This window comes from Streptomyces sporangiiformans, from assembly GCF_005768555.2.
Lineage (GTDB): Bacteria > Actinomycetota > Actinomycetes > Streptomycetales > Streptomycetaceae > Streptomyces > Streptomyces sporangiiformans.
Window position 1 is genome coordinate 52044 of the sequence record NZ_VCHX02000043.1, and the last position, 22294, is coordinate 74337.

19 protein-coding genes are annotated in these 22294 nt (G+C 71.3%); 14 read left to right on the forward strand and 5 right to left on the reverse strand.

The features are described 5' to 3' along the window. Positions 1-6: 6 nt before the first annotated feature. Together FGD71_RS48380 and FGD71_RS02930 are read right to left on the reverse strand one after the other, a co-directional pair. Positions 7-333 carry a hypothetical protein gene (locus FGD71_RS48380; protein WP_240436364.1) on the reverse strand — a complete coding sequence of 109 codons (327 nt, stop codon included), beginning with the start codon at positions 331-333 and terminating at the stop codon, positions 7-9. 100 nt (positions 334-433) lie between these two features. Next, the gene (locus tag FGD71_RS02930; protein WP_119098773.1) at positions 434-934 is read right to left on the reverse strand and encodes a hypothetical protein; all 501 of its coding nucleotides are present in this window, start codon (positions 932-934) and stop codon (positions 434-436) included. Positions 935-1196: 262 nt separating this feature from the next. On the opposite strand from FGD71_RS02930, the gene FGD71_RS02935 reads away from it, so the two are divergent. Beyond that, positions 1197-2453 carry a nucleotide sugar dehydrogenase gene (locus FGD71_RS02935; protein ID WP_119098774.1) on the forward strand — a complete coding sequence of 419 codons (1257 nt, stop codon included), beginning with the start codon at positions 1197-1199 and terminating at the stop codon, positions 2451-2453. A gap of 22 nt (positions 2454-2475) precedes the next feature. On the opposite strand, the gene FGD71_RS02940 is transcribed toward FGD71_RS02935, so the two are convergent. After that, a complete protein-coding gene (locus tag FGD71_RS02940; protein ID WP_119098775.1) occupies positions 2476-3603 on the reverse strand; it encodes a DegT/DnrJ/EryC1/StrS family aminotransferase in 1128 nt (375 codons plus the stop codon). Beyond that, the gene (locus tag FGD71_RS02945) at positions 3600-4811 is read right to left on the reverse strand and encodes a DegT/DnrJ/EryC1/StrS family aminotransferase (protein WP_119098776.1); all 1212 of its coding nucleotides are present in this window, start codon (positions 4809-4811) and stop codon (positions 3600-3602) included. The genes FGD71_RS02940 and FGD71_RS02945 overlap by 4 nt, the downstream gene beginning before the upstream one ends. A 333-nt stretch (positions 4812-5144) precedes the next feature. Here FGD71_RS02945 and FGD71_RS02950 point away from each other — a divergent pair, with 333 nt between their 5' ends. The 9 genes from FGD71_RS02950 (at position 5145) to FGD71_RS02995 (ending at position 15099) form a co-directional block, all read left to right on the forward strand. After that, positions 5145-6191 carry a Gfo/Idh/MocA family oxidoreductase gene (locus FGD71_RS02950; RefSeq protein ID WP_205571080.1) on the forward strand — a complete coding sequence of 349 codons (1047 nt, stop codon included), beginning with the start codon at positions 5145-5147 and terminating at the stop codon, positions 6189-6191. Further along, complete coding sequence (locus FGD71_RS02955) at positions 6181-7083, forward strand: sugar phosphate isomerase/epimerase family protein (protein WP_119098778.1); 903 nt, start codon at positions 6181-6183, stop codon at positions 7081-7083. Before FGD71_RS02950 ends, FGD71_RS02955 begins: the two co-directional genes overlap by 11 nt. Further along, positions 7080-8444: a M20/M25/M40 family metallo-hydrolase gene (locus FGD71_RS02960; RefSeq protein ID WP_119098779.1), complete on the forward strand. Its 1365-nt coding sequence runs from the start codon at positions 7080-7082 to the stop codon at positions 8442-8444. Before FGD71_RS02955 ends, FGD71_RS02960 begins: the two co-directional genes overlap by 4 nt. Further along, on the forward strand, positions 8441-9610 hold the full coding sequence (locus FGD71_RS02965) for an Ldh family oxidoreductase (RefSeq protein ID WP_240436365.1): 1170 nt from the start codon (positions 8441-8443) through the stop codon (positions 9608-9610). The genes FGD71_RS02960 and FGD71_RS02965 overlap by 4 nt, the downstream gene beginning before the upstream one ends. Beyond that, positions 9610-11109 (forward strand): Gfo/Idh/MocA family protein, encoded by a 1500-nt coding sequence (locus FGD71_RS49885; protein WP_338120032.1) that lies wholly within the window; start codon positions 9610-9612, stop codon positions 11107-11109. Before FGD71_RS02965 ends, FGD71_RS49885 begins: the two co-directional genes overlap by 1 nt. Continuing rightward, positions 11106-11582: a carboxymuconolactone decarboxylase family protein gene (locus FGD71_RS02980; RefSeq protein WP_119098780.1), complete on the forward strand. Its 477-nt coding sequence runs from the start codon at positions 11106-11108 to the stop codon at positions 11580-11582. Before FGD71_RS49885 ends, FGD71_RS02980 begins: the two co-directional genes overlap by 4 nt. Before the next feature lie 148 nt (positions 11583-11730). After that, on the forward strand, positions 11731-12126 hold the full coding sequence (locus tag FGD71_RS02985) for a TOBE domain-containing protein (RefSeq protein WP_119098781.1): 396 nt from the start codon (positions 11731-11733) through the stop codon (positions 12124-12126). A gap of 103 nt (positions 12127-12229) precedes the next feature. Beyond that, positions 12230-13027, forward strand: coding sequence for a molybdate ABC transporter substrate-binding protein (gene modA / locus FGD71_RS02990; RefSeq protein ID WP_119098782.1), 798 nt, complete (start codon positions 12230-12232; stop codon positions 13025-13027). 128 nt (positions 13028-13155) lie between these two features. Beyond that, positions 13156-15099 (forward strand): ABC transporter permease, encoded by a 1944-nt coding sequence (locus FGD71_RS02995; protein ID WP_240436367.1) that lies wholly within the window; start codon positions 13156-13158, stop codon positions 15097-15099. Positions 15100-15102: 3 nt separating this feature from the next. Here the strand turns inward: FGD71_RS02995 and FGD71_RS03000 are convergent, their stop codons facing one another. Then, the gene (locus FGD71_RS03000; RefSeq protein ID WP_240436368.1) at positions 15103-19167 is read right to left on the reverse strand and encodes a bifunctional nitrate reductase/sulfite reductase flavoprotein subunit alpha; all 4065 of its coding nucleotides are present in this window, start codon (positions 19165-19167) and stop codon (positions 15103-15105) included. Between the two features lie 311 nt (positions 19168-19478). On the opposite strand from FGD71_RS03000, the gene FGD71_RS03005 reads away from it, so the two are divergent. The 4 genes from FGD71_RS03005 (at position 19479) to FGD71_RS03020 (ending at position 22189) form a co-directional block, all read left to right on the forward strand. Further along, the gene (locus tag FGD71_RS03005; protein ID WP_119098785.1) at positions 19479-19868 is read left to right on the forward strand and encodes a cell division protein SepF; all 390 of its coding nucleotides are present in this window, start codon (positions 19479-19481) and stop codon (positions 19866-19868) included. 89 nt (positions 19869-19957) lie between these two features. Next, the gene (locus FGD71_RS03010; RefSeq protein WP_119098786.1) at positions 19958-21202 is read left to right on the forward strand and encodes an AAA family ATPase; all 1245 of its coding nucleotides are present in this window, start codon (positions 19958-19960) and stop codon (positions 21200-21202) included. Next, positions 21199-21531: a nucleotide pyrophosphohydrolase gene (locus tag FGD71_RS03015; protein WP_119098787.1), complete on the forward strand. Its 333-nt coding sequence runs from the start codon at positions 21199-21201 to the stop codon at positions 21529-21531. The genes FGD71_RS03010 and FGD71_RS03015 overlap by 4 nt, the downstream gene beginning before the upstream one ends. Positions 21532-21712: 181 nt before the next feature. Beyond that, on the forward strand, positions 21713-22189 hold the full coding sequence (locus FGD71_RS03020; protein WP_119098788.1) for a DUF6099 family protein: 477 nt from the start codon (positions 21713-21715) through the stop codon (positions 22187-22189). Positions 22190-22294 lie beyond the last annotated feature (105 nt).

Below are 22294 nucleotides of genomic sequence, written 5' to 3' on the forward strand. Positions count from 1 at the left end.
CGGCCGTCACGAGGAGAAGCTGCCGCCGACCGGCGGCGTGTGCATCCCGTGCTCGGGGAGGATCGGGATCCCCGCGCTCATGCAGAACGGGTCCGGGTACAGGTAGACGATCCGCGAGGTGTGGTTGTTCAGGGTGTGCGCGGCCAGGGGAAGCCGATGGCATCCCTGGAGGTCGGTGTAGGTGTGCAGCGTGTCGATCTCGGTGGTGAACACCACGACCTTGTCGTCGTCCGTGGCGTTCTGGGCGAGGGCCGGAACCGCGGTTGCGACGACGAGACCGGCGGTCGCGGCAGCGGTGAGCGCTCTGCGGGACGTGCGGAGGATGCGGGACATACGGAGCATGGGGATTCGACCTTTCAGGAACGGGGGAGCCGCCAAGCCCTGCGGCGGCTCCCCCGTCGATTCAGCTGATTCGGTTGACGCGGCTCGGCGATTACTTGAACTGGACGTCGACCTTGTAGACGCCGGGCCGCTGGGCGGTGACCGTCGCCTCTCCCCGCGCGCCGTTGTAGTCGCCGGTACCGCCCTCGACCACGGCCTTGAACTCGTAGGGGTACTTGAGCGGGTTGAGCTCGATCTTGGCCTGGCCGCTCAGGCTGAGCTGATCGCCGTCGTTGAACACCACGACCGCCTTGCACAGCGCGCTCGCGGTCGTGACACCCTCAATGGCGTTGAAGGTGCAGCTGTCGTAGACCTTGCCGATCCGCCGGCCCAGTGTGTCGGTCACCGGGCCATTGCCGGCGAAGCCCCCGCCCAGGCTGGGCACTTGCGGGATCGAGGTCGTGGTGAAGTCGATGACGAACGACACCGGTTCGGGCGTCGTCGACTGGTCCGCCGCCTGGACCGGCGCCGCGCCGGCCGCACCCAGGGCGGCCGCGAGCGAGGCGGTGGCGAGGGCGGTGGCGATCCGCTTGCCTGCGACAGGTCTCTGCATGGAACCTCCTCTAAGATTTCGGGCCCATCGCCCGAAAACCACGCACAGTCGATCACAAAACGCAAATACGAACAGTCGGGCCCTCGACGTCCGCGCGATTCTCACCCCCGCGAGTGAGGGGACTCCCCTGATCGGAGCCCGGCCCGGCTCGCGCACCCTCCATCGCCCACCCCGATGTCAGAATCACCGCAGGCGGGGAAGGGGTTGTGCGAATGCAGCGGTGCCCTCCCGCCGCAACTCGGCGGGAACGAAGGAGTCGCGGATGGCATGCGGTCTGGTGGTCGTGGGTCTCGGCTACGTCGGGCTTCCGCTCGCCAGAACCGCCGGTGCCGCCGGAATCCCGGTCACCGGACTGGACGTGTCCGAGCGAGTCGTCACCGGACTGCGCTCCGGACGCTCGCACATCGAGGACGTGACCGACCAGGACGTGAAGGGGATACTGGCCGCGGGGTTCGACGCGACCACCGATCCGGCCGTCCTCGCGGATGCGGAAACCGTGGCGATCTGCGTGCCGACCGCCCTCGGTGCCGACCGGGCGCCGGATCTGGGCCCGTTGGTGCGGGCGTCGACGACCGTGGCCGGACACTTGCGTCCCGGCGCCCTGGTCGTCGTCGAGTCGACCTCCTACCCCGGCACCACCAGCGAGGTGATCCGGCCGATCCTGGAGGGAACCGGCCTGGTGGCGGGAGACGACTTCTGTCTGGCCTACTCACCGGAACGGATCGATCCGGGCCGTCGCACGTTCGGGATCCACAACACCCCCAAGGTGGTCAGCGGGCACACGCGCGCGTGTGCCAAGCGGTGTGCCGCGTTCTACGAGCGCTTCGTCGACACGGTGGTGATCGCCCGCGGTACCCGGGAGGCGGAGATGGCCAAGCTGCTCGAGAACACCTACCGGAACGTCAACATCGCGCTGGTCAACGAGTTCGCGATGTACTGCGACCGGCTCGGGGTCGATGTCTGGGACGTGCTGCGGTGCGCGGCGACCAAACCGTTCGGGTTCCAGCCGTTCCGGCCCGGCGCCGGAGTCGGCGGGCACTGCATCCCGGTGGATCCGGCCTATCTGATGCACAAGGCCAGCTCCGAAGGGTTCACCTTCAAGGTCGTCGCGGCCGCCCAGCAGGTGAACCAGGACATGCCCGCTCATGTGGCGCGCCGGGTCGCCGGGCTGCTCGCCGACGCCGGGAGACCCGTCCGGGGAGCGCAGGTGCTCCTGCTGGGGGTGAGCTACAAGCCGGACGTCGCCGACCTGCGCGAGTCACCGGCGATCGCGGTGGCACAGCAGCTGGCCGAGCTCGGCGCCCAAACCCTCTTCCACGATCCGCACGTGGCCCGGCTCGACGTCGACGGGACGCCGCTGCGACGGGCGGACCATCCCTACGAGGCCGCCGCGCACGCCGACATCAGCGTTCTGCTGCACGCCCACCGCGCCTACGACCTGGACCGGCTCGGCCGCTCCGCCCGGCTGCTGTTCGACGCCACGGGCCGGGCCCGCGGGGAGCGCGTGGTCAGGCTGTGACGCCGTCGGCGTCCCCCCCCCATCAAGGGCGGCCAGGGCCGGAGGCGAACGTGCAGACCGCGTCGGCGATCCGCTCCGCCTGTGCGTCGGTGAGCAGCGGGTGCACCGGAATCGACAGCGCGCGCCGGCTTGCCTGCTCGGCGGCCGGCCAGCGCCGCCCGGCCGGCGCGTAACCGGCGAAGGCCGCCTGGGCCGGGAGCGGCCGCGGGTAGTAGACGTGACCGGCGATTCCCTGCCGCGCCAAGTGGTCGCGCAGTGCGTCCCGCCGCTCGGTCAGCAGCGTGTAGACGTAGTAGCAGCGGCCGTTGCGGCCCGGTGGCGGTGCGAGGACACCGTGTTCGGCCAGGCCCGCGAACCGCTCGGCGTAGTAGTCGGCGATCCGTGCCCGTCGCTCCAGCCGCTGGGGGAGGCCGGGCAGCCGGTGGAGCTGGAAGGCGGCCTGGATCTCGTCGAACCGGCTGTTGTAGCCGATCACATGGTGGAGGAACCGCCGGCGGCCGTCCTGGCCGTGGTTGCGCAGCATACGGACGGCGCGGGCCAGTTCGGGATCGTCCGTCACGACGACACCGCCTTCCCCTGCCGTGCCGAAGCTCTTGACCTGGACGAACGAGTACAGCCCGGCCTCGCCCCACAACCCGGCCGGGCGGCCGTCGAGAACGGCCCCCTGGGCGACGGCGGAATCCTCGACCAGCCGCAGGCCGTGACGCTCGGCGATCTCCCGCAGCCGGGGCATGTCGGCCATCACGGAGAAGACGTGGGCCGGTAGCAGCACCTTGGTCCGCTCCGTGACGCACGCCTCCGCGTCGGACGGATCGATGACCATGGTCCAGGGGTCGATGTCGGCGAACACCGGCGTGGCACCCAGGTTGACCACGGTCGCGGCCAGTGGCGCGCACCCGAACGCGGCGACGATGACCTCGTCTCCGGGCCCCACCCCCATCGCGTGCAGGATCAGGGTGAGGGCGGAGGTTCCGCTGGAGCAGGCGACGACGTCGGCGACGCCGAGGTTCAGGGCGAGTTCCCGCTCGAACCGGGCGGTGTGGTCGCCGAGGATGAACCGCTGCTCCGGCGCGAGGCCGATCTCCCGGATGATCTCGAACAACGTCTCGTGATCGCCCTCGAAGATGTCCGGTGGAAAGAACTCGATCACGCGGCACCTCCACCGGCGAAGGCCTGGATCGTCTCGCAGACGTAGTCGACCTGATCGTCCGTCAAGTCCGCGTGCAGCGGCAGAGCGAGGGCGTACCGGCACGCGGCCTCCGCGTGGGGGAGGCCGCCTACGGAGTGGCCGAACTCGGCGAAAGCGGGCTGGCGGTGCAGGGGGATCGGGTAATAGGTCTCGGTGCCGATGCCGTGCCGGGCCAGGAACCGTGCCAGCTCGTCGCGGTGATCGACCTCCACCAGATAGACATAGTGAACCGGATTGGTCGTGGCCTTACGCGGAACAACGGCCGGCAGTCTCCGGATCACGGGCACATGCGCGAGGCGTTCCGTATATCTCGCGGCGATCTCCGCGCGACGCGCGATATCAGTGCCCAGGCGGCCGAGTTTGGCGAGGAGAACGGCGGCCTGGATATCGTCCATCTTGCTATTCACACCGGACACCGTGGTCTCTGTGGAGATCCGGCGGAAATCTCCGACGGTCGGCCCGAATCTGCCGTGATGCCTGAGCGCGGATACCGTTTCGGCGATTTCGTCGTCGTCGGTGAGTACCGCACCGGCGTCCCCGAGGGCCCCGAGGGTTTTTGCCGGGAAGAACGACAGCACACCGCCCGCGCCGAGCAGCCCGGCGTGTTTTCCGTTCCATCGCATACCGATGGCCTCGGCGCTGTCCTCCACGATCGTCAGCCCCTTTTCGGCCGCCATATCGGTCAGCGCGTCCATCTCGGCCATCTGCCAGAACAGATGAACCGGCATGACGAACCGGGTCCGCGGTGTGACAGCCGCGGCGGCTGACGCCGGATCGAGCGCGTAGCTGACCGGGTCGATGTCCGCGAACACCGGCCGCCCACCTGCCAGAACCACCGACGAGGCCGAGGCCACGAACGACATGGCCGGGACGACGACTTCGTCACCGGGGCGCAGTCCGGCGGCCCGCAGCAGCAGGATCAGCGCGTCGGTCGCGCTGTTGACAGCGATGGCATGCCGCGCGCCGGTGAAATCGGCCAACGCGCTTTCGAAATCGGCGACTTTGTGTCCGTGCGAGTACTTGCCCCGTTCGACCACTTCCCTGAGATGTCGCTGGATCTCGGGCCAGACGCGCTCGAACGACGCGGCTTGGGAGAAGAAGGGAACCCGCGGACGGCCGGTGCCGAACGGATCACCATGACCGCGCTCGGTCGACGAGGTGAGCTGCATGCGTCTCCCTTGAATCGCAGGCGGGCACAAGCGAAATGGGGCGGTCGTGAAGGGAATGCGGTCGGTTGCGCGGGGAGCCCGTTCTCATGCCCGGACCGACCGGCTACTTTGCCGCCGCCGGGAACGTATCGCGTTCCCGGCACGCCAGGCCCGTCACATTCACCCGGGCGGCGGACCGTTTTCCGAGGGTCGCTTGACAGCACTCGTACGCCTTGGAAATTCTGCACGAACCGACCTGGGCCCGACGGGAGTTCGTGAACGGTCCCCACCATGTGGGCATTCGCCCGGGACGGCGTCCCATGTTCCCGAATCGATCAGGCGGACGCACAACGGATGAGCGCGATGTTCCGCACCCTCGTCGTCGGCCTGGGCCGCGCCGGCGCGGCCCTGCACCTGCCGGTGCTGGATCGCCTGCGGGCGGGGACCGACGCCGTGGACGGGCTGCTCGCCGACGCACCGATCGTCGCCGTGGACCCCGCTCCGCCACCCTCCTTCCACCGGCCGGGCACGCTCCTGCTGCCCTCCCTCGAGCGAGCCCGGGCCGAACTCGACCCGGAGACCACGGTCGTCCACGTCTGCACGCCGCCCGAGGACCGTGCCGCGGTACTCGGGCACCTGGCCCGGCTGGGTTTCGTCCATCTCCTCGTCGAGAAGCCACTGGCGGTCGACGTCGCCCAGTTGGCACGCATCGAAGAGCTGTGCGGCCGGTTCGGGCTCCGCCTGGTCGTGGTGGCGCAGTGGCTGGTCAGCAGTCTGACCCGGCGTCTGGAGCGATGCGTGACGGGCGGGGAGTACGGCGAGCTGCGGACGATCCACTTCACCCAGAGCAAACCCCGCTTCACCCGCAGCGCGGTCACGAACGGCCACCCGACCGCCTTCGACGTCGAGATCCCGCACGCGCTGGGCGTCGCCCTCCGGCTGGCCGGACCGGCCCAACTCACCGGCGCCGGCTGGTCGGACCTGGTGGCCGGAGACCTCGTCCGGCCGCGGCTGGGCACGGCCACGCTGCGTCTGACGCACCACCGGGGAGCCTCGACCTGTCTCGTCTCGGACCTGACGGCACCGGTCCGGGAGCGCAGCATCGTCTGCGAGTTCACCGACGCCCACGTCATCGGTCACTACCCCGTCAGTCAGGACGACGGCTTCGCCCAGCTCACCGTCACCGACCGGCGCGGCGCCGTGCGCGAGGTGTTCCCGGATGACGCGCTGACCGCGTTCGTCCTCGACGCCTACCAACGCTTCGCGGACCAAGGCCCGTTCGACAGCGATCTGGCCGTCAACGCCGAGGTGGTGCGACTGGTGGACGCGGCCAAGCGGTACTGCGCTCAGCACGAGGGGCGCCCCACGACCACGGCCGACCCGGTACGCCATGCCGGCTGACGCGTCCAAGGGCCTCCTCCTCGCCGGCATCGGCGACGAGGCAGGGTACGGGATCCATGCGCAGGTGGCCGCCGTCCAGGCGCTCGGCTGGTCGGCGATCGAGCTGCGCAGCGTCGACGGCCTGGCACTGGCCGACCTTTCCGAGCCGGCGTTCGCGCAGGTGGCCGATGCGGTGGACGCTGCCGGGCTGCGCGTCGTGGCGGTCGACTCGCGCATCGGGGGGTGGGCGCGCACGGCCGACGGCGACTTCGCCGACGATCTCGCCGAGCTGGACGTACTCACCCGGCGCTGCCGCTCGCTCGGCACCCCCTACGTCCGGATCATGTCCTATCCCAGAGGAGGCCTGTCCGGACCGGCCTGGCGGACGGCCGCGATCGACCGTATCGGGGCACTCGCCGACCGCGCGGCCTCCGCCGGACTGGTCCTGCTGCTCGAGAACTGCGCCGGCTGGGCCGAGAGCAGCGCCGACCGCATGCGGGAGGTGCTGGAGGCCGTGCACAGTCCGGCGCTCCGGCTGCTGTTCGACACCGGCAACGGCATCGCGTACGGCTATGCGGCCCCCGACCTGCTCGGCGACATCGTCGGGTGGGTGGACCACGTCCACGTCAAGGACGCGAAGGGCCCGGCCACGGCTCCCGCGTACTGTCTGCCCGGCGAGGGCGACGCGGGCGTCGCGGACTGTCTGCGGCTGCTGCTCGACGCGGGCTATACGGGCGCCCTTTCGATCGAGCCTCATCTGGCCGTCGTACCGCACGAGGGGCGCCGCGAACCCGACAGCGTGTGCGCGGCGGCGTTCGTCGCCGCCGGACGCGCGCTCACCGAACTGCTCGGGGAGCGCGCGTCCGAGCGCGGGAGCCCGGACCTCGTCCTCGGTGACGGGCGGCCCGGATGACCACGACGACCGGCGCGCCGGTGGGCCCGGCCGAGCAGGGTCTGCTGCTCGACCTGCTGCGGCTTCCCACGGCAGGACCGCTGGAGACCGGCGCGGACTTCCCCGAGCCGCAGTTGTGGGCCGCGGGGCGCCGCTACGCCGAGGCGGCCGCGCCGCTCGGCTTCTCGGTGGTTCACCACGCGGCGGCGCGCCCCGAGGATCTCGCGGTGGACGGCGTGCCGCTCCCGGTCAGCGAGGCCGTCGCGGACCGTCCCGGCTTCCTGAACTGCCAGCCGAACCTGGTGCTCCGGCTGGGGGCCGACCACCCGCGCCACCGGACCGTCATGTTCAACGTGCACCTGGACACCGTGTCGGGCGTGGAGCCCGTCGGCTTCGACGGCCGTCGGTTCACCGGAAGAGGCTCGGTCGACGCGAAGGGCCCCGCCGTGGGGCTGCTGGCCGGCATCAGGGCCGCACTGGCCGCGCGGCCTCGGCTCGGCGACGAGATCGGCGTGCTGATCCAGGCCGTCGCCGGCGAGGAAGGGGGCGCGCTCGGCACGATCGGCACCCGTCCGCTGGTCGACCGCGGCTGGTACGGCCGGCTCAACGTGTTCTGTGAGCCGACCGGCCTGCGCTACCTCCCCCGGGCCAGCGCGGCGATGACCGCCCGCATCCGGGTCGACGGTGACGACGCCGTCGACGACCGCCCCGAGCACGGCCACAACGCCACGGTGCTGCTCGGCCATCTGGCACAGCACCTGGGCCGGACGCTGCCACCCCTCGCCGCCGACGGGCGGGTCTGTGTCGCCGGGCTGACCACCGGGTCGCTGCACAACCGCGTCTACGGCCGCGGCGAGCTGCTGCTCAACCTCTCCTACACGAGCACGGAGACGGCACACCGGCTCAAGGCCGCGACCGGCGACGCCCTGCGCACGGGAATCGCCGAGTTCCGTACTCGCTTCGCCCCTGTCCGCGAACTCGCCAGGACCGCACAGGACGCCGCCGACATCACCCGGCTCCACTGGCTCAAGAGCGGACTGCCCGCCCTCGCTCACACGCCGGCCTGGGCAGAGCGCCTGCTCGAGGATGCCGCCGGCATCGAGCGGTGGCCGGACGGCGAGTCCGCGTTCACCTGCGACGCGATCTGGCTGGCGGACCGCGAGGACGCGGCGACCGTGGTGTACGGGCCCGGATCGCTGGAACACAACCACGCGCATGCGCGGGGGGAGTTCGTCGACCTCGCGGACCTCGAAGCGTTCGCCGCCGGTGTCGCGAGGATCCTGCTCGCGTTCCGCGGCACCTGTCTCGACGCCACGATTCCCAGCCACCACTCATTCCCGTACTCCCGCGACTACACCCGAAACGAGGGCCGGTCACAGTGATCGGAACCAGCGCTCCCACCGAAGCCGGGTCCGGCGTGATCACCGAAGCCGGATCCCGCACTCCCGCCGAAGTCCCCGTCCCCTACGAGCAGTTGGCCGACGTCGTCGCCGCAGCCTTCACGGCACACGGCGTCCCCCACGCGCGGGCCCGGCAGGCCTCCGAGGCGCTCTGCCACGGGGACCTGGTCGGCGCCGGCTCGCACGGCACGGTCAACCTGTCACGCCTCTACCTGCCGTTGCTGGAGCAGGGCCGGGCCGACCCGGTCGCCTCGCCGGCCGTGCTGGCCGATCTGGGGGCGGCCGTACTGGTCGACGCGCGCCGCGCACTCGGTCTGTGGCAGGCGGGCGAGGCCATGGACCTGGCGGTGGAGCGAGCCGAGCGGTTCGGCGTCGGCCTGGTCTCGGTACGGGACGGCACGCACTTCGGTTGCGCCGGCCATCACGCGCTGCGCGCCGCCGAACGGGGAATGATCGGTCTGGTCGCGTCCAACTGCGGTCGGCAGCGGATCACCCGGCCTCCGGGCGGCCGGGTGGCGCTGCTGGGCACCAACCCGTTGAGCGTGGCCGCCCCGGCCGGCGAGCACCCGCCGTTCGTCCTGGACATGAGCACCACCGCGGTCCCCACGGGCAGGGTGCGGGCGGCGGCGCGTGCCGGGCAGTCGATTCCACCGGGCTGGCTCGCCGACGAAAACGGCGGACCCGTCACGGATCCCGCCGCCTTCGACCGTGGAGAGGCGCATCTGCTCTGGTTGGGGGCGACACCGGCCGGCGGCTTCAAGGGGTTCGGGCTCGGCCTGATGGTGGAGGTGCTGTCGGCGCTGGTAGCGGGTTCCGGGTTCGGTCCCGCCGACGAGGCGCTGGGCGCCGACGGGCGCCCGTCCGGCCGGGACGACGACATCGGCATGCTGATGGTCGCGATCGCACCCGGGCTGCTGCGCGGGCAGGAGTCCGTCATCGCGGACGCGGAGCGGCTGTTCGGCACCGTGCTGGCCTGCCCGCCCAGCGACGCGGACGCTCCGGTCCGCTATCCCGGCTGGCCGGAGGCACAGCGGGCTCGTCACCGCCGCGAGCACGGCGTACCCCTGGAGCCGGTGGTGCATGGCGAACTGGCGCGGCTCGCAGCCGCGTACGGTCTGCCGTTCCCGACGAGCGCGGGAGAGAAGTGATGGCGGCGCCGCGCCGGATCGCCGTCATCGGACTCGGCGCGATCTCCCGGTTCTATCTGGCCGCGGTCGAGGCATCGGCGGCGGCCTGGCAGCTCGCGGCCGTCTGCGACGTGTCGCCGGAACGGCTGGCCCCTCACCGTGACCGTTGTCCCGTCTTCACCGACCATCGCGCGCTGCTCGCGGAGGCACGGCTGGACGCGGTGGTCGTCGCGGTGCCCAACGACCGGCACGCGGCGATCACGGCGGACGTCCTCGCCGCCGGCCTCCCGGTCTGTGTGGAGAAGCCGTTGGCCACTCGCGCGGCCGACGCGGAGGCGCTGGTCGAACAGGCCAGGGCTCGCGGAGTGTGCCTGTTCACCGCGTTCCACCGCCGCTACAACCGTGAGGTCCGACGACTCGGCCGTGAGCTGCGCGCGGGCGCCGCGCCGGCCGAGCTCGCCATCCGCTACTTCGAGCGGATCGAGGAGCACATCGGCGACGACGCCTGGTATCTGGACCCGGCGCGGTGCGGCGGCGGTTGCGTCGCCGACAACGGGCCGAACGCCTACGACCTCGCGCGGCTGCTGGCCGGCGAGGTGCGGGTGGAGCACGCGGAGGTGGTCCGGGACCGGTTCGGGACCGACCGGCGGGCCACGGTGCGGCTGCGCTCGCGCGACGGCCTGCCGGTGCGGGTCGAGCTCGACTGGTCGTACCCGGGTGAGGTGAAGGACGTCACGGTGCGGCTGGCGGACGGTGCCGTGCGCACGGCCGACATGCTGCGGGGGTTTCGGGCGTTCAAGGGCTCGCTGTGGCACGAGTACGTCGGGGTGCTCGACGACTTCGACCACGCGATCCGTATGGCCACCGACCGCACCGGTGACGGGCTCGTCGCGCTCTCGCTGGTCGAGGAGACGTACCGGCTCGCGTGCCACCCGCCGGCCCGCGTGCCGGGGAGCCGCGGGCGCCCGGCCGAGGACGGAGACCAACCGATGCATGGCGGAAGCCACGAACCGACGCACCGCGAGAGCCGCCAACTGACGAACGGCGAGACCCACGAACCGATGCACGGCGAGAGCGTCGTCAAGTATGCGACCCACGGCACCCTGGTCAAGGTCCTGACCCATCGCAGGGACGACCGGGGGATGCGGCTGGAGGACTTCGCCAGCCGCTGCGTCCGCCGGGGTGAGATCCATGAGCTGGTGACCACCGATCAGCGGGAGACGGCCGCGGGCACCCGGGTGGACCGGGTCGGCTTCCTCGGCTTCGCGGAGATGGGCTGCGGCGGCGTTCTCGACCGGGGCGACCAGGTCTGGATCGACGGTCGGCCGGTCGGCACCGTCCTCGGCTTCGACTCCTGCCACTTCCCCAACCACTACAACATCCTGATCTCCGTCCCCGAGCCGGTGACCGGCCGTGACCTGGCGCTGGCACCCCGGGCCGACGTCCGGTTCGTCCCCGCAGCGGCCGAGCCGGACGGCACCACCGAGATGCCCGAGGAAGAAGTCGAGGAGCTTCGATGACCGCTGACATGTCGGACACCACCCAAGGCCGTGACCGGGTCGACGTGATGGCCGCCGCGCCCGCCGCCTACCACGCCATGGTCGCCTTCCAGCAGGCGGCCGGCGGAGAACTCGACGCCCGGCTCGCCGAGTTGGTGCGGGTGCGGGTGTCGCAGATCAACGGCTGCGCGTTCTGCGTGGATCTGCACACCCGCGCGGCCCGGGAAGCCGGCGAGAGTGAGCAGCGGCTCCACCTGCTCGCCGCATGGCGTGAAACGGCGCTGTTCCGCCCGGCCGAACGGGCGGCGCTCGCCCTCGCCGAGACGGTGACGCGGCTTCCGGCGGCCGGTGTGCCCGATGCCGTCTACGCCGAGGCGGCGGCCTGGTTCGACGAGTCCGACCTGGCCCATCTGCTGTGGACGATCGCGGCGGTCAATGTCTGGAACCGGGTCGCGGTCTCCACCCGCATGGGGCTGCTGACTCAGCCCGTCTGAGGCGTCGGGTGCCGGGGGCGCGGCGTGCCGGGGGGGGGGCGCGGGGTGCCGCGGGCTCAGGTGTGACGGGACCAGTGGTGCCGCATCTGCCAGGGAGGCGCTTTCTATTCATTGCAGGTAAGAGCCTGCAAGGCATACTGTGGCGCATATGCAGTCCTATACCATCGGGCAGGCGGCTCGTCTCCTCGGCGTCAGTCCCGACACGGCGCGCCGCTGGGCGGACGCCGGCCGGGTGGCGACCCACCGCGACGAAGGCGGTCGCCGCGTCATCGACGGCCGGGATCTGGCCGCCTTCTCCGTCGAGCTCGCGCAGAGCGGCACCGACGAGGACGAGACCCCGTACACCTCGGTCCGTAACGCGTTCCCCGGCATCGTCACCGCGGTGAAGCTCGGCGACGTCGCCGCCCAGGTCGAGATCCAGGCGGGGCCGCACCGGCTGGTCTCCCTGCTGACCCGGGAGGCCGTCGAGGAGCTGGGTCTGGAGGTCGGTATGCGGGCCACCGCCCGCGTGAAGTCGACCAACGTGCACATCGACCGCGGCTGATCACGCCGAGCGCCGACCGCCGCCCGTCGACCGCCCAGCCGATCGCCGCAGCCCAGGTCGACCACAGCCCGCGTCGACCACAGCCCCCGAGGAGCCCCGCCGCATGTCTTCCGCCCTCACTCCCACCCGCACCGGGCGCCGCGCCGCGGCCGCCGCGCTGACCGGTGCCCTGCTCCTGACGCTGGCCGCCTGCGGCAACGACGACGACACCCAGCAGACCAGTGGGGCTTCGGACACCGCGCACCTCACCGTGCTGGCCGCCTCCTCCCTGACCGACGTGTTCAAGACCGCGGGGGCGGCGTACGAGAAGGAGCATCCGGGTACGAAGCTGACCTTCTCCTTCGCCGGATCGCAGGAACTGGCCGCACAGGTCGAGCAGGGTGCCCCGGCCGACGCGCTCGTGACCGCCGACACCAAGACGATGGACGGGCTGCGGGACGACACCGGCACGCCGACCGTCATAGCCAAGAACCGCCTGGTCATCGCCGTCGGCGCGGGCAACCCGAAGAAGATCGCCGGCCTGAAGGATCTCGCCGACAGCGGGACGAAGGTCGTGCTCGCGGCGCCCGAGGTGCCGGTCGGCCGGTACAGCAGGCAGATCCTGGACGACCAGAAGATCACCGTGAAGCCGGTCTCCGAGGAACCCAATGTCCGCGCCGTGCTCAGCAAGGTCGAGCTCGGCGAGGCGGACGCGGGCATCGTCTACAAGACCGACGCGGCCACGGCCACGGACAAGACCGACACGGTCACGATCCCCGAGGACCAGAACACCATCGCCTCGTACCCGGCGGCCACCCTGAAGGAATCGCAGCACTCCACGGCCGCCGCGGCCTTCGTGAAATGGCTGTCCTCGGCCGAGGCCCAGCGGATCCTCCACGCGGCGGGCTTCGAGAAGCCGTGACCACCCTCGGGAGCAAGCGCATCCATGACCCCGGGAGCAACCGCCCCCGTGGCAGCGGGAGCGAGCGCCCCCGCGGCTCCTGGAACAACCGCACCCGTGCCACCCGTGCCGTCCGCGCCCCCCTCCCGCTGGCCCTCCCCGCCCTGCTCGCCATCGCGTTCCTGCTCCTCCCGCTGGCCGGCATCCTGGCCCGCACCGACTGGGGCGACTTGGGCGAGCACCTGAGCAGCCCGGGCACGAGCGAGGCGCTGCGGCTCTCGCTGGTCGTGTCCTTCTGGTCGCTGGGGCTGTCGCTCGTACTCGGCGTGCCGCTGGCCTGGCTGCTCGCCCGTGTGCCGTTCCCCGGCAAGGCCCTCGTCCGTTCGCTCGTCCTGCTGCCGATGGTGCTGCCGCCCACCGTCGGCGGTGTCGCGCTGCTGCTCGCCTTCGGCCGGCGTGGGCTGCTCGGGCCCTGGCTGGAGGACGTCTTCGGCGTCACCCTGCCGTTCCACACCTCCGGCGCGGTCCTCGCGGCCACTTTCGTCGCGATGCCGTTCCTCGTGATCAGCCTCGAAGGAGCGCTCGCGGGGCTGCGGCCGAGTTACGAGGAGACCGCCGCGTCGCTGGGAGCCTCGCCGGTACGTGTGTTCCGCACGGTGACGTTGCCCATGGTGGCCCCGGGGCTCGTCGCCGGAGCCGCGCTGACCTGGGCCCGTGCCCTCGGGGAGTTCGGCGCCACCATCACCTTCGCGGGCAACCTTCCGGGGACCACCCAGACCCTGCCCCTCCAGGTGTATCTGCTCCTCCAGGACACCCCGGAGGCCGCGACCTCCGTCTCGCTGCTGCTGCTCGCCATCGCGATGACGGTGCTCGTCGCGCTGCGCGGCCGCTTCATGGGGACGCCGGGCAGCTCCTCTCGCCCGTATGCGCCCGAGCAGCCAGAGTCCCACGCGGACGAGGCGAGTTCACCGGCGGACAGCCGTCCCGAGCCGCTCGCCCCAGGCCGGCAACCGCCGGACCAGCAACCCCCGGACGACGAGCGCCCGGACGGCAAACGCTGGTCCCTGCACGCCGAGATCACCGGATTCAACCTGCTCGTCCTGGACGCCGACCCCGGTACCACCATCGCCGTGGTCGGCCCCAACGGCGCCGGCAAGACCACCCTGCTGCGGGCTCTGCTCGGCCTGACGCCGCGCGCCCACGCAGAGCTGCGCCTCGGCGACACCGACGTCACCGAACTGCCTCCGCACCGCAGGGGAGTCGCCTGGGTGCCCCAGGACGGCGCGCTCTTCCCGCACCTCACCGCGCTGGCCAACACGGCGTACGGTCCGCGCGCCCACGGCGTACCGCGCGCCGAGGCCCGCCGCACCGCGCAGGAGTGGCTCGACCGGCTCGGCGTGGGCCGTCTGGCGCACCGCAAACCGTCCCAGATGTCCGGCGGTCAGGCCGGCCGCGTCGCCCTGGCCAGGGCGCTGGCCACCCGCCCCCGGCTGCTGCTCCTCGACGAGCCGCTGGCCGCACTCGACCAGACCACCCGCGCCCAGGTACGGCACACCCTGCGCCGCCATCTGGAGGGCTTCGGCGGAGTCTGTCTGATCGTCACCCACGACCCGGTCGAGGCTGTGTCGCTCGCGGACCGTGTTCTCGTACTGGACGAGGGCCGCGCGCTTCAGGACGCGGCGCCCGCCGAGGTCACCCGGCATCCGCGGTCACCCTGGGTCGCCCGCATGCTCGGCCGCAACGCCTGGCCCGGCACGGCGACCGCCGACGGGCTCGAACTCGCCGAGGGAGGCGGGCCGTTCGTGATCGCGGACCCGCTGCCCGCCGGTACGGAAGCCCTTGCGATCATCGCCCCGGAGGCGGTCGCCGTCCATCGGGACCGGCCCGGCGGGAGCCCCCGCAACGTCTGGCCGGGCACCGTCCGCGAGATCACCGCCACCGGCAGCAGGCTGCGCGTACTGATCACCTCCGACCGGGCGCCGGACGTGGTCGCGGAGATCACCCCGCAGGCCGCCGCCGAACTCGGCCTCGCGGACGGGGTGTCCGTGTGGACGAGCATCAAGGCGACGGAGACGACCGTGGTGCCGCTCTGACGGTCAGTAGACGTCCCTGACGTACCGCTTGTCCGCCGCGAGCTGCTTGATGTACGCGGCCGCCTCCGCCTCGCCCAGCCCGCCGTGCGTGACGGCGATGTCCCGCAGAGCCTGGTCGACGTCCTTGGCCATGCGGGAGGCGTCCCCGCAGACGTAGAAGCGGGCGCCGTCCTGGAGCCAGTGCCACAGCTCGGGCCCGTGTGCGCGCATCCTGTCCTGAACGTAGACCTTGGTGCGCTGGTCGCGGGAGAACGCGGTGTCGAGGCGGGTGAGGGTGCCGTCGGCGAGGAACGCGGTCAGCTCGTCCTCGTAGTAGAAGTCGGTGGCGCGGTGCTGCTCACCGAAGAACAGCCAGTTCGGGGCCCGATGGCCGAGTGTCCGGCGCTCTTGCAGGAAGCCCATGAACGGCGCGATTCCGGTCCCGGGCCCGACCATCACCATCGGCGTCGCCGGATCCGCGGGCGGCCTGAAGTGCGGGGAGCGCTGCACGAACACCGGCACGGGCGTGTTCGGCTCGGCGTCGGCCAGGAAGGGTGAGCAGACCCCGCCACGCGCCTGGCCGCTCAGGTTCTCGTACCGCACGACGGAGACCGTCAGCGATACGAGGTGCGGATCGACCAGCGGACTCGACGATATGGAGTACAGGCGCGGCTGCAGCGGCTTGAGCACCTCGGCCCATTCGCGCGCGCTCGCCCGCACGGGGTGCTCGGCGACGACGTCGACGGCCTGCCGGCCCCAGCTCCACTTGGCGAACCCGTCCTTGTTGTCGGGTCGCAGCAGCCTCTTCAACTCCCGGTTGTCGCGGGTGCGTTCGGAGACGAAGCGCAGCAGATCGCTGGTGATCCGGGTGATGTCGAGATACCGGCTCAGGGCCTCTGCGAAGGAAGTCTCCCCCACACCGCTCACGTCCACGGTGGTCGAGGAGTCCAGCCCCGTCACCGCCAGCCACTCGCTCACCAGGGCGGGGGAGTTGACCGGCCGGACCCCGAGCGCGTCCCCCGCCTCGTACGTCAGCGGGCTCTCGCTCTCCCGGGTGTCGAAGGTGAACCGGCGGACCTCCTTGTCCGCGCCGGGAAGGCTGAGCAGCCGGTTGCCGGTGAGCCGGGCGGTGACGGGTGCCGCCTTGCGGGAGCGGACGGACTGTGGAGCCTCGATGGCCGTCGGCGCCTCGGCGGCCGGCTGTCCCGGGGTGGCCTTGGTGCTCAGCGCGGTGAGCACCTGGTCGAGCCACGCCTGTGCGGAGGGCTCGTAGTCGGGCTCGCAGTCGGCGCGCGGAGCGAGCTGCACCGCCCCCAGCTCGCCCAGCCGCTGGTCGAGTCGGCGACCGTGGCCGCAGAAGTCGTCGTACGAGGAGTCGCCCAGGGCGAGCACGGCATAGCGCACGCCGTCCATGCGCGGCGGCTCGGCCGTGGCCAGTGTGTCCCAGAATCCCGAGCCGTTGTCGGGCGCGTCGCCGTCGCCGAACGTGCTGGTGATCAGCAGCAGATCCGCACCCGGCGGCAGCGCGCGCGGATCGGCGTTGTCCATGCCGACCAGCGTGGCCTTGTGCCCGGTCGCGGCAAGCCGCTCCGCCGCGGCCATCGCGAACTCCTCGGCGTTACCGGTCTGCGAGGCCCACAGCACGACGACCTCGCGCACGGGAACGCCCGGGGCCGGTGGGGTGTCCGCCGACCTGGAGTACATGCCGGCGAGGACACCGTTCACCCACAGCGCGTGCTCGGGGCTGAACGGCGCGTCCGGCGGGAGCACGGGCACCCCCGGGGCACCCGCGGGCAGCCCGGCGAGAAAGCCGCTGAGGTACTGGCGTTCCTGCGCGGTGAGCACGGGCGGAGGGGCGGGATCAAGACCGAGGGCGCTCAGTTCAGCGCGTCCGGACGTCAGTTCAGCCCGTCCGGCGTTGGAGGACGAGGCCGTCAGGTCGATACGGGAGTCTGGGGGCGGAGCCCCAAGGGAGGGGTCGGGTAGGGGCGGCGGGGGCGAGGAAACCTTAGCCAACGCCACCGCACAGACCTTCAACTCGGGCTGGAACGACACCGGATCGACCGCGTCACTGGTGACCGCGTTGATGCTCAGGTACTCCCCGAACAGATCGTTCCAGTGGAACGGCGCGAAGCAGCATCCCGGCTGGACCCGGTCCGTCACCACGGCGGGCAGCACGGCCCGCCCACGCCGCGAGGCGACCTCTACCCCGTCCCCCTCGACGATCCCCAACTCCCGTGCGTCCTGCGGATGCAGCTCCACGAACGGCCCGGGATTGAGCTTGTTGAGCTTGGCCACCTTCCCCGTCTTCGTCAGCGTGTGCCACTGGTGCTGAAGCCGCCCGGTGTTCAGTACGAACGGGAAGTCGTCGTCGGGCATCTCGGCGGCCGGGATGTGCGGCCGCGCGTAGAACACGGCCCGCCCGTGGGCCGTGGGGAAGGACGGCCCCCCGTCACCGTCACCGTCCGCGTCCACGTACCGAATCGGATTCCGGTCCGGCCCGTCCTCCCGCGCGGCCGGCCACTGCACGGACGTACCCCGCAGCCGCTCGTACGTCACGCCCCGCAGATCCCAACCCGTCTTGGGGTTCCAAGCGCGCTTGATCTCCTCGAAGATCTCCTCCGCGCTCTCGTACGAGAAGCCCTTCTCGAACCCCATCGCGCGGGCCACCCGCGCGATGATCTCCCAGTCCGGGAGCGCCTCCCCGGGCGGGTCCACGGCCGGCTGCGCGAGGGTGAGATTGCGCTCGCTGCTGATGAGGACGCCCTCCGTCTCGGTCCACAGGGCGGCGGGGAGTACGACATCGGCGTACGCGTTGGTCTCGGTGTCCGCGAACACGTCCTGTGTGACGACGAACTCGGCGGCCTCCAGCCCCTCGATGACGGTCCTGCGGTTGGCGACCGAGGCGACGGGGTTGGTGCAGATGATCCAGCAGGCCTTGATCTCGCCGTCCGCCATCTTCTGGAACATCTCGACGGTGCCCTGCCCGACGCCGTCCTTCCGGAGCGTCTGCGGGGGCAGTTCCCACAACTCCTCGACGAAGGAACGCTCTTCGTCGACGAGGACGGACCGCTGCCCGGGCAGACCCGGCCCCATGTATCCCATCTCGCGGCCGCCCATGGCGTTGGGCTGGCCGGTGAGGGAGAAGGGGCCTGAGCCGGGGCGGCAGATCGCACCGGTAGCGAGATGCAGGTTGATCAGGGCGTTCGTGTTCCAGGTGCCGTGCGTGGACTGGTTGAGGCCCATGGTCCACAGGCTCATCCACTCGCCCGCCCGGCCGATCAGCGAGGCGGCCTCGCGGATGTCTGCCTCCGGAATGCCGGTGATCTCGGCGACGGTGGCGGGCGGGTAGTCGGCGAGGAAGCCGGGCATCGCCTCCCAGCCCTCGGTGTGCGCGGCGATGAACTCCGGATCGGTGTGGCCGCTCTCGTGCAGCAGATACAGCAGCCCGTTCAGCAGCGCCAGGTCCGTGCCCGGTTTGATCTGCAGGAACAGATCGGCCTTGTCAGCGGTGGCGGTACGCCGCGGATCGACGACGATGAGTTTCGCGCCCGCCTTGACCCGGTCCATCATCCGCAGGAACAGGATCGGGTGGCAGTCCGCCGCGTTCGAGCCGATGACGAAGAAGACGTCCGCCTTCTCGAAGTCCTGGTACGAGCCGGGCGGACCGTCGGCGCCGAGGGACAGCTTGTAGCCGGTGCCCGCGCTCGCCATGCACAGCCGTGAGTTCGACTCGATCTGGTTCGTCCGTACGAACCCCTTGGCCAGCTTGTTCGCCAGGTACTGGGCCTCCAGGCTCATCTGCCCGGAGACATAGAGGGCGAGCGCGTCCGGGCCGTGCTCATCGATGATCGCGCGCAGCCGCCGGGCCGTCTCGGCGATCGCCGCGTCCACGGGCGCCGGTGCGGGTTCCGCGCCACGGTCGTCCCGTACGAGAGCGGTGCCGAGCCGTCCGGGCGCGGCGAGCATGTCGGCCGTGGTCGCGCCCTTGGTGCACAGCCGTCCGAAGTTCGCGGGGTGCGCCTTGTCGCCGGACGCCTTCAGGACCGTACGCCGTCCGTCCGGGCCCATCCCGATGTCGAGGACCATTCCGCAGCCCACACCGCAGTACGAGCAGACCGTGCGCACGTGCGTCGTGGGGGTCCCCGTGGTGGGGGTCGTCGTCACGCGCTGCCCTTTCTGCATGGAACCTCGATCGTTGTGAGCGTACGAATTGCCCGTTACGCCTGTGTCACATGGCGCGATCATGAGGGGTTACATGCGCCACACAGCCCTCGTCGGCGCGATGTGAGAAGCTACCGGGCACGTCGCGGACCGTGTCGCTGTTCGGCTGAACGGGTGACGATGCGCAAGAATTGCCCGGTGCAGGAAATCAGTGCGAGTGAGGTCGGGGGGAGCCGGTGAACAGCCACGACGTCACCGATGAACAGTGGGAGGGGCTCGCCCAGGTCGTGCCGTTGCGCGGCCGTGACGCCTGGCCGTCGGCGGTCGACCACCGGGCGCTTCCCGACGCGGAGACCGAGACGCGCCGACGCTTCGTCGTGATCAGAGTCAATGTCTTCGCGGACGCGCGTGAGGTCGCCGAGACCCTGATGGCAGGCATCCCGGTCCTCCTCGACCTCACCGGCGCCGAGCCGGACGTCGCGAAGCGCGTGCTCGACTTCAGCACGGGCGTGGTCTTCGGGCTCGCGAGCGGGATGCACCGGGTCGACCGGAACGTGTTCCTGCTCACACCGCCGGGGACCGAGGTGCGAGGGCTGATGGAGGATGCGGGGGTTCCCGGGACCTGAGGGCGGGACAACCCTGCTGATCCCTCGATCGTAGGAAGGCGTGCCGGGAGGAACGGTTCGGCAGTGGGGCGCAGACTTACCGTCCGCATATGACCGTGCCGCTTGATCCCGTAGACGTTGTTGTGGCAGGCCGGGACCGGCCGAGCGTCACCACCCTGCGGCTCCCCGCATTCGCGAGACACCGGCGGGCGGAGTTCGCGCTCGGGCCGCTGACCTTGTTCGCGGGTCCCAGCGGCAGCGGCAAGAGCAGCGCGCTCCGGGCGTACGAGGCCCTGGCGCGACTGGGCGGCGGCGCCGCGCTGGACGAGGTGTTCCCCTGTCCGGGCGCCTGCGTTCCCGAGCGTGCGCGGCCGGACGCGCAGCGGCGGCGCGGCTTCCGCATCGGCTGTACGGTCGACGGTCCCGCCGGGGCCGTACGGCTCGACCTCGCCGTGCAGGCCGAACCCGAACTGCGCATCGTGGGCGAGCGGTTGACGACCGGTGGGGTGACCCTGCTGGAGACGGCGCTGCGCGACCCGAGCCGGCCCGCCGTGCAGGCGGCCTGGTACACGGCGGGCTCGTCCCCCGTGACCCGGGCCCCGCTCCCCGACGACCGGCTCGGCACCGCACTGCTGCCGCTGCGCGTCGCGGGCAGGACGGACGGCGAACGCCAAGTCCTCGCCGCCGCCGAGCAGATGGTGATCGCCCTGCGGTCCGTCTTCGCCTGCGACCCCGTACCCCGGCACATGCGTGCCGCCGTTCCGCTCGGCGCGGGGCGGCTGCTGCGGGGCTGCGACAACCTCGCCGAGGTGCTGTGGCGTACCCGATCGGAGTGCGGGCGACGGCACGGGCAACTCGTCGCGGCGGTGCGGGAGGGGTGCGCGGGGCGGGTCGTCGACGTGTTGGCGGAGCGGGTGTCCGGCGAGGGGGCGGGGGCGGGAGCGGGGAAAGGGTTGGAGGCCGGGATCGGCGTGGCGGCCGGGATGGGGATGGCCGCCGGGGTGGGGATGGCGCAGGCGGTTCGGGCGGTGCTTGACCGTGGCGACGGACTCCGGACGCCTCTTGGACTCCTCGGGGACGGGGAGTTGAGGTATCTGGGGCTTGCCCTGGTGCTGCTCACCGGACCGGGTGTGCTGGAGGTCGACACGGTGGGGGAAGTGCCCGAGGCGCTCCAGACGCTCACGGTTCTCGCCGACGGCTTCGACCGCGACCTGGACGCACGGCAGCGGGAGCAACTCGTACGGCTGGCGGCGCGGATGTGCGAGCGGGGGCACATTCGGCTGGTGGGTGCCGTGAGTGACGCGTCCCGGGCCTCGGGGGTGGGTGGGGTCACGGTGGTAGACCTTGAGCCGTGACAGAACTTGATGTGGCGAAGCTCCAGCGCAGGCTGGCCGAGTTCGCGGCGGCGCGGAACTGGCAGCCCTACCACACACCCAAGAACCTCGTCGCCGCTCTCAGTGTCGAGGCCTCCGAACTCGTCGAGATCTTCCAGTGGCTGACTCCCGAGGAGTCGGCGCGGGTGATGGACGATCCGGAAAAGGCCCCGCGCGTGACCGACGAAGTCGCCGATGTCCTGGCGTACTTGCTGCAGCTGTGCGAGGTGCTCGGCATCGATCCTCTTGCGGCGCTGGACGCGAAGATTGACCGCAATGAGCGCAGGTTTCCGGTGGGAAAGGGGCCGTGAGAGGGGTGGAGTAGCGACGATCGTCACTCTATGGAGTCATGCCGCTGTACAGATTCGATTCTTTGTCCACAGATTTCCGTCTACCTCTGGCTTTTCGTCCCACGGCCCTTCACTCTGGGTAGTGGACGGTGGAGTTCGGGCAGGCGTGTGAAGAACGCGTCGGAAAAGACGAGGACAGCACATGGATGCGGTGCGGCTCATCGACGCGAGCAGAAGTGCCTTGGCGGGAAGCGATGGCGCGACGGACATCATGAGGGAGGCCTGGCAGGCGCAGGCCCTGGCGCAGGCGATCGGCAGTCGGGTGGCGATGTACGGGCCTCCCGAATTACGGGGCGAGGCCATGGGGTTGACCGAACTGGCGGCCAGGGGCTGCGGAGTGCTTGATGCGCCGCTGTCCGGCGTCGTGAGCTTACGCGCGGCGCAGCTCACGGAGCTCGGCGATGCGCGCCAGGCTCTTCGGGACCTCGGTGGTCTCTTGGGTGAGGTCGGTATCGCCCTGGTGGGGATCGCCTGCGCGGCGGACGACGAAGCGACGTACTGGCAGTGCATGGAGGCCATCGACGCGGCGGACGAGTCCCGCGACAGGGTCCTCGAGATATTGCGGAGGCTCGCGGTGCGGGATCGGATGATGCCGGAGCGGGGTTCTGCGGCGGGGTAGGTTTTCGCCCCCGCCGCCGCTACCCGTTCCCATCCCCTGGGGCTCCGCCCCAGACCCCGCTCCTCAAACGCCGGAGGGGCTGATTTTCAGCCCGTCCGGCGTTTG

Bases quoted from the DNA above. Each gene is read 5' to 3' on its own strand.
- FGD71_RS02985 (WP_119098781.1), top strand. From the start codon at position 11,731: ATGCAGTCCTATACCATCGGGCAGGCGGCTCGTCTCCTCGGCGTCAGT.
- FGD71_RS03000 (WP_240436368.1), bottom strand. From the start codon at position 19,167: ATGGTCCTCGACATCGGGATGGGCCCGGACGGACGGCGTACGGTCCTG.
- FGD71_RS02955 (WP_119098778.1), top strand. From the start codon at position 6,181: ATGCCGGCTGACGCGTCCAAGGGCCTCCTCCTCGCCGGCATCGGCGAC.
- FGD71_RS02935 (WP_119098774.1), top strand. From the start codon at position 1,197: ATGGCATGCGGTCTGGTGGTCGTGGGTCTCGGCTACGTCGGGCTTCCG.
- FGD71_RS02960 (WP_119098779.1), top strand. From the start codon at position 7,080: ATGACCACGACGACCGGCGCGCCGGTGGGCCCGGCCGAGCAGGGTCTG.
- FGD71_RS48380 (WP_240436364.1), bottom strand. From the start codon at position 333: ATGTCCCGCATCCTCCGCACGTCCCGCAGAGCGCTCACCGCTGCCGCG.
- modA (WP_119098782.1), top strand. From the start codon at position 12,230: ATGTCTTCCGCCCTCACTCCCACCCGCACCGGGCGCCGCGCCGCGGCC.
- FGD71_RS49885 (WP_338120032.1), top strand. From the start codon at position 9,610: ATGGCGGCGCCGCGCCGGATCGCCGTCATCGGACTCGGCGCGATCTCC.
- FGD71_RS02980 (WP_119098780.1), top strand. From the start codon at position 11,106: ATGACCGCTGACATGTCGGACACCACCCAAGGCCGTGACCGGGTCGAC.
- FGD71_RS03020 (WP_119098788.1), top strand. From the start codon at position 21,713: ATGGATGCGGTGCGGCTCATCGACGCGAGCAGAAGTGCCTTGGCGGGA.
- FGD71_RS02945 (WP_119098776.1), bottom strand. From the start codon at position 4,811: ATGCAGCTCACCTCGTCGACCGAGCGCGGTCATGGTGATCCGTTCGGC.
- FGD71_RS03010 (WP_119098786.1), top strand. From the start codon at position 19,958: ATGACCGTGCCGCTTGATCCCGTAGACGTTGTTGTGGCAGGCCGGGAC.
- FGD71_RS02930 (WP_119098773.1), bottom strand. From the start codon at position 934: ATGCAGAGACCTGTCGCAGGCAAGCGGATCGCCACCGCCCTCGCCACC.
- FGD71_RS02950 (WP_205571080.1), top strand. From the start codon at position 5,145: ATGAGCGCGATGTTCCGCACCCTCGTCGTCGGCCTGGGCCGCGCCGGC.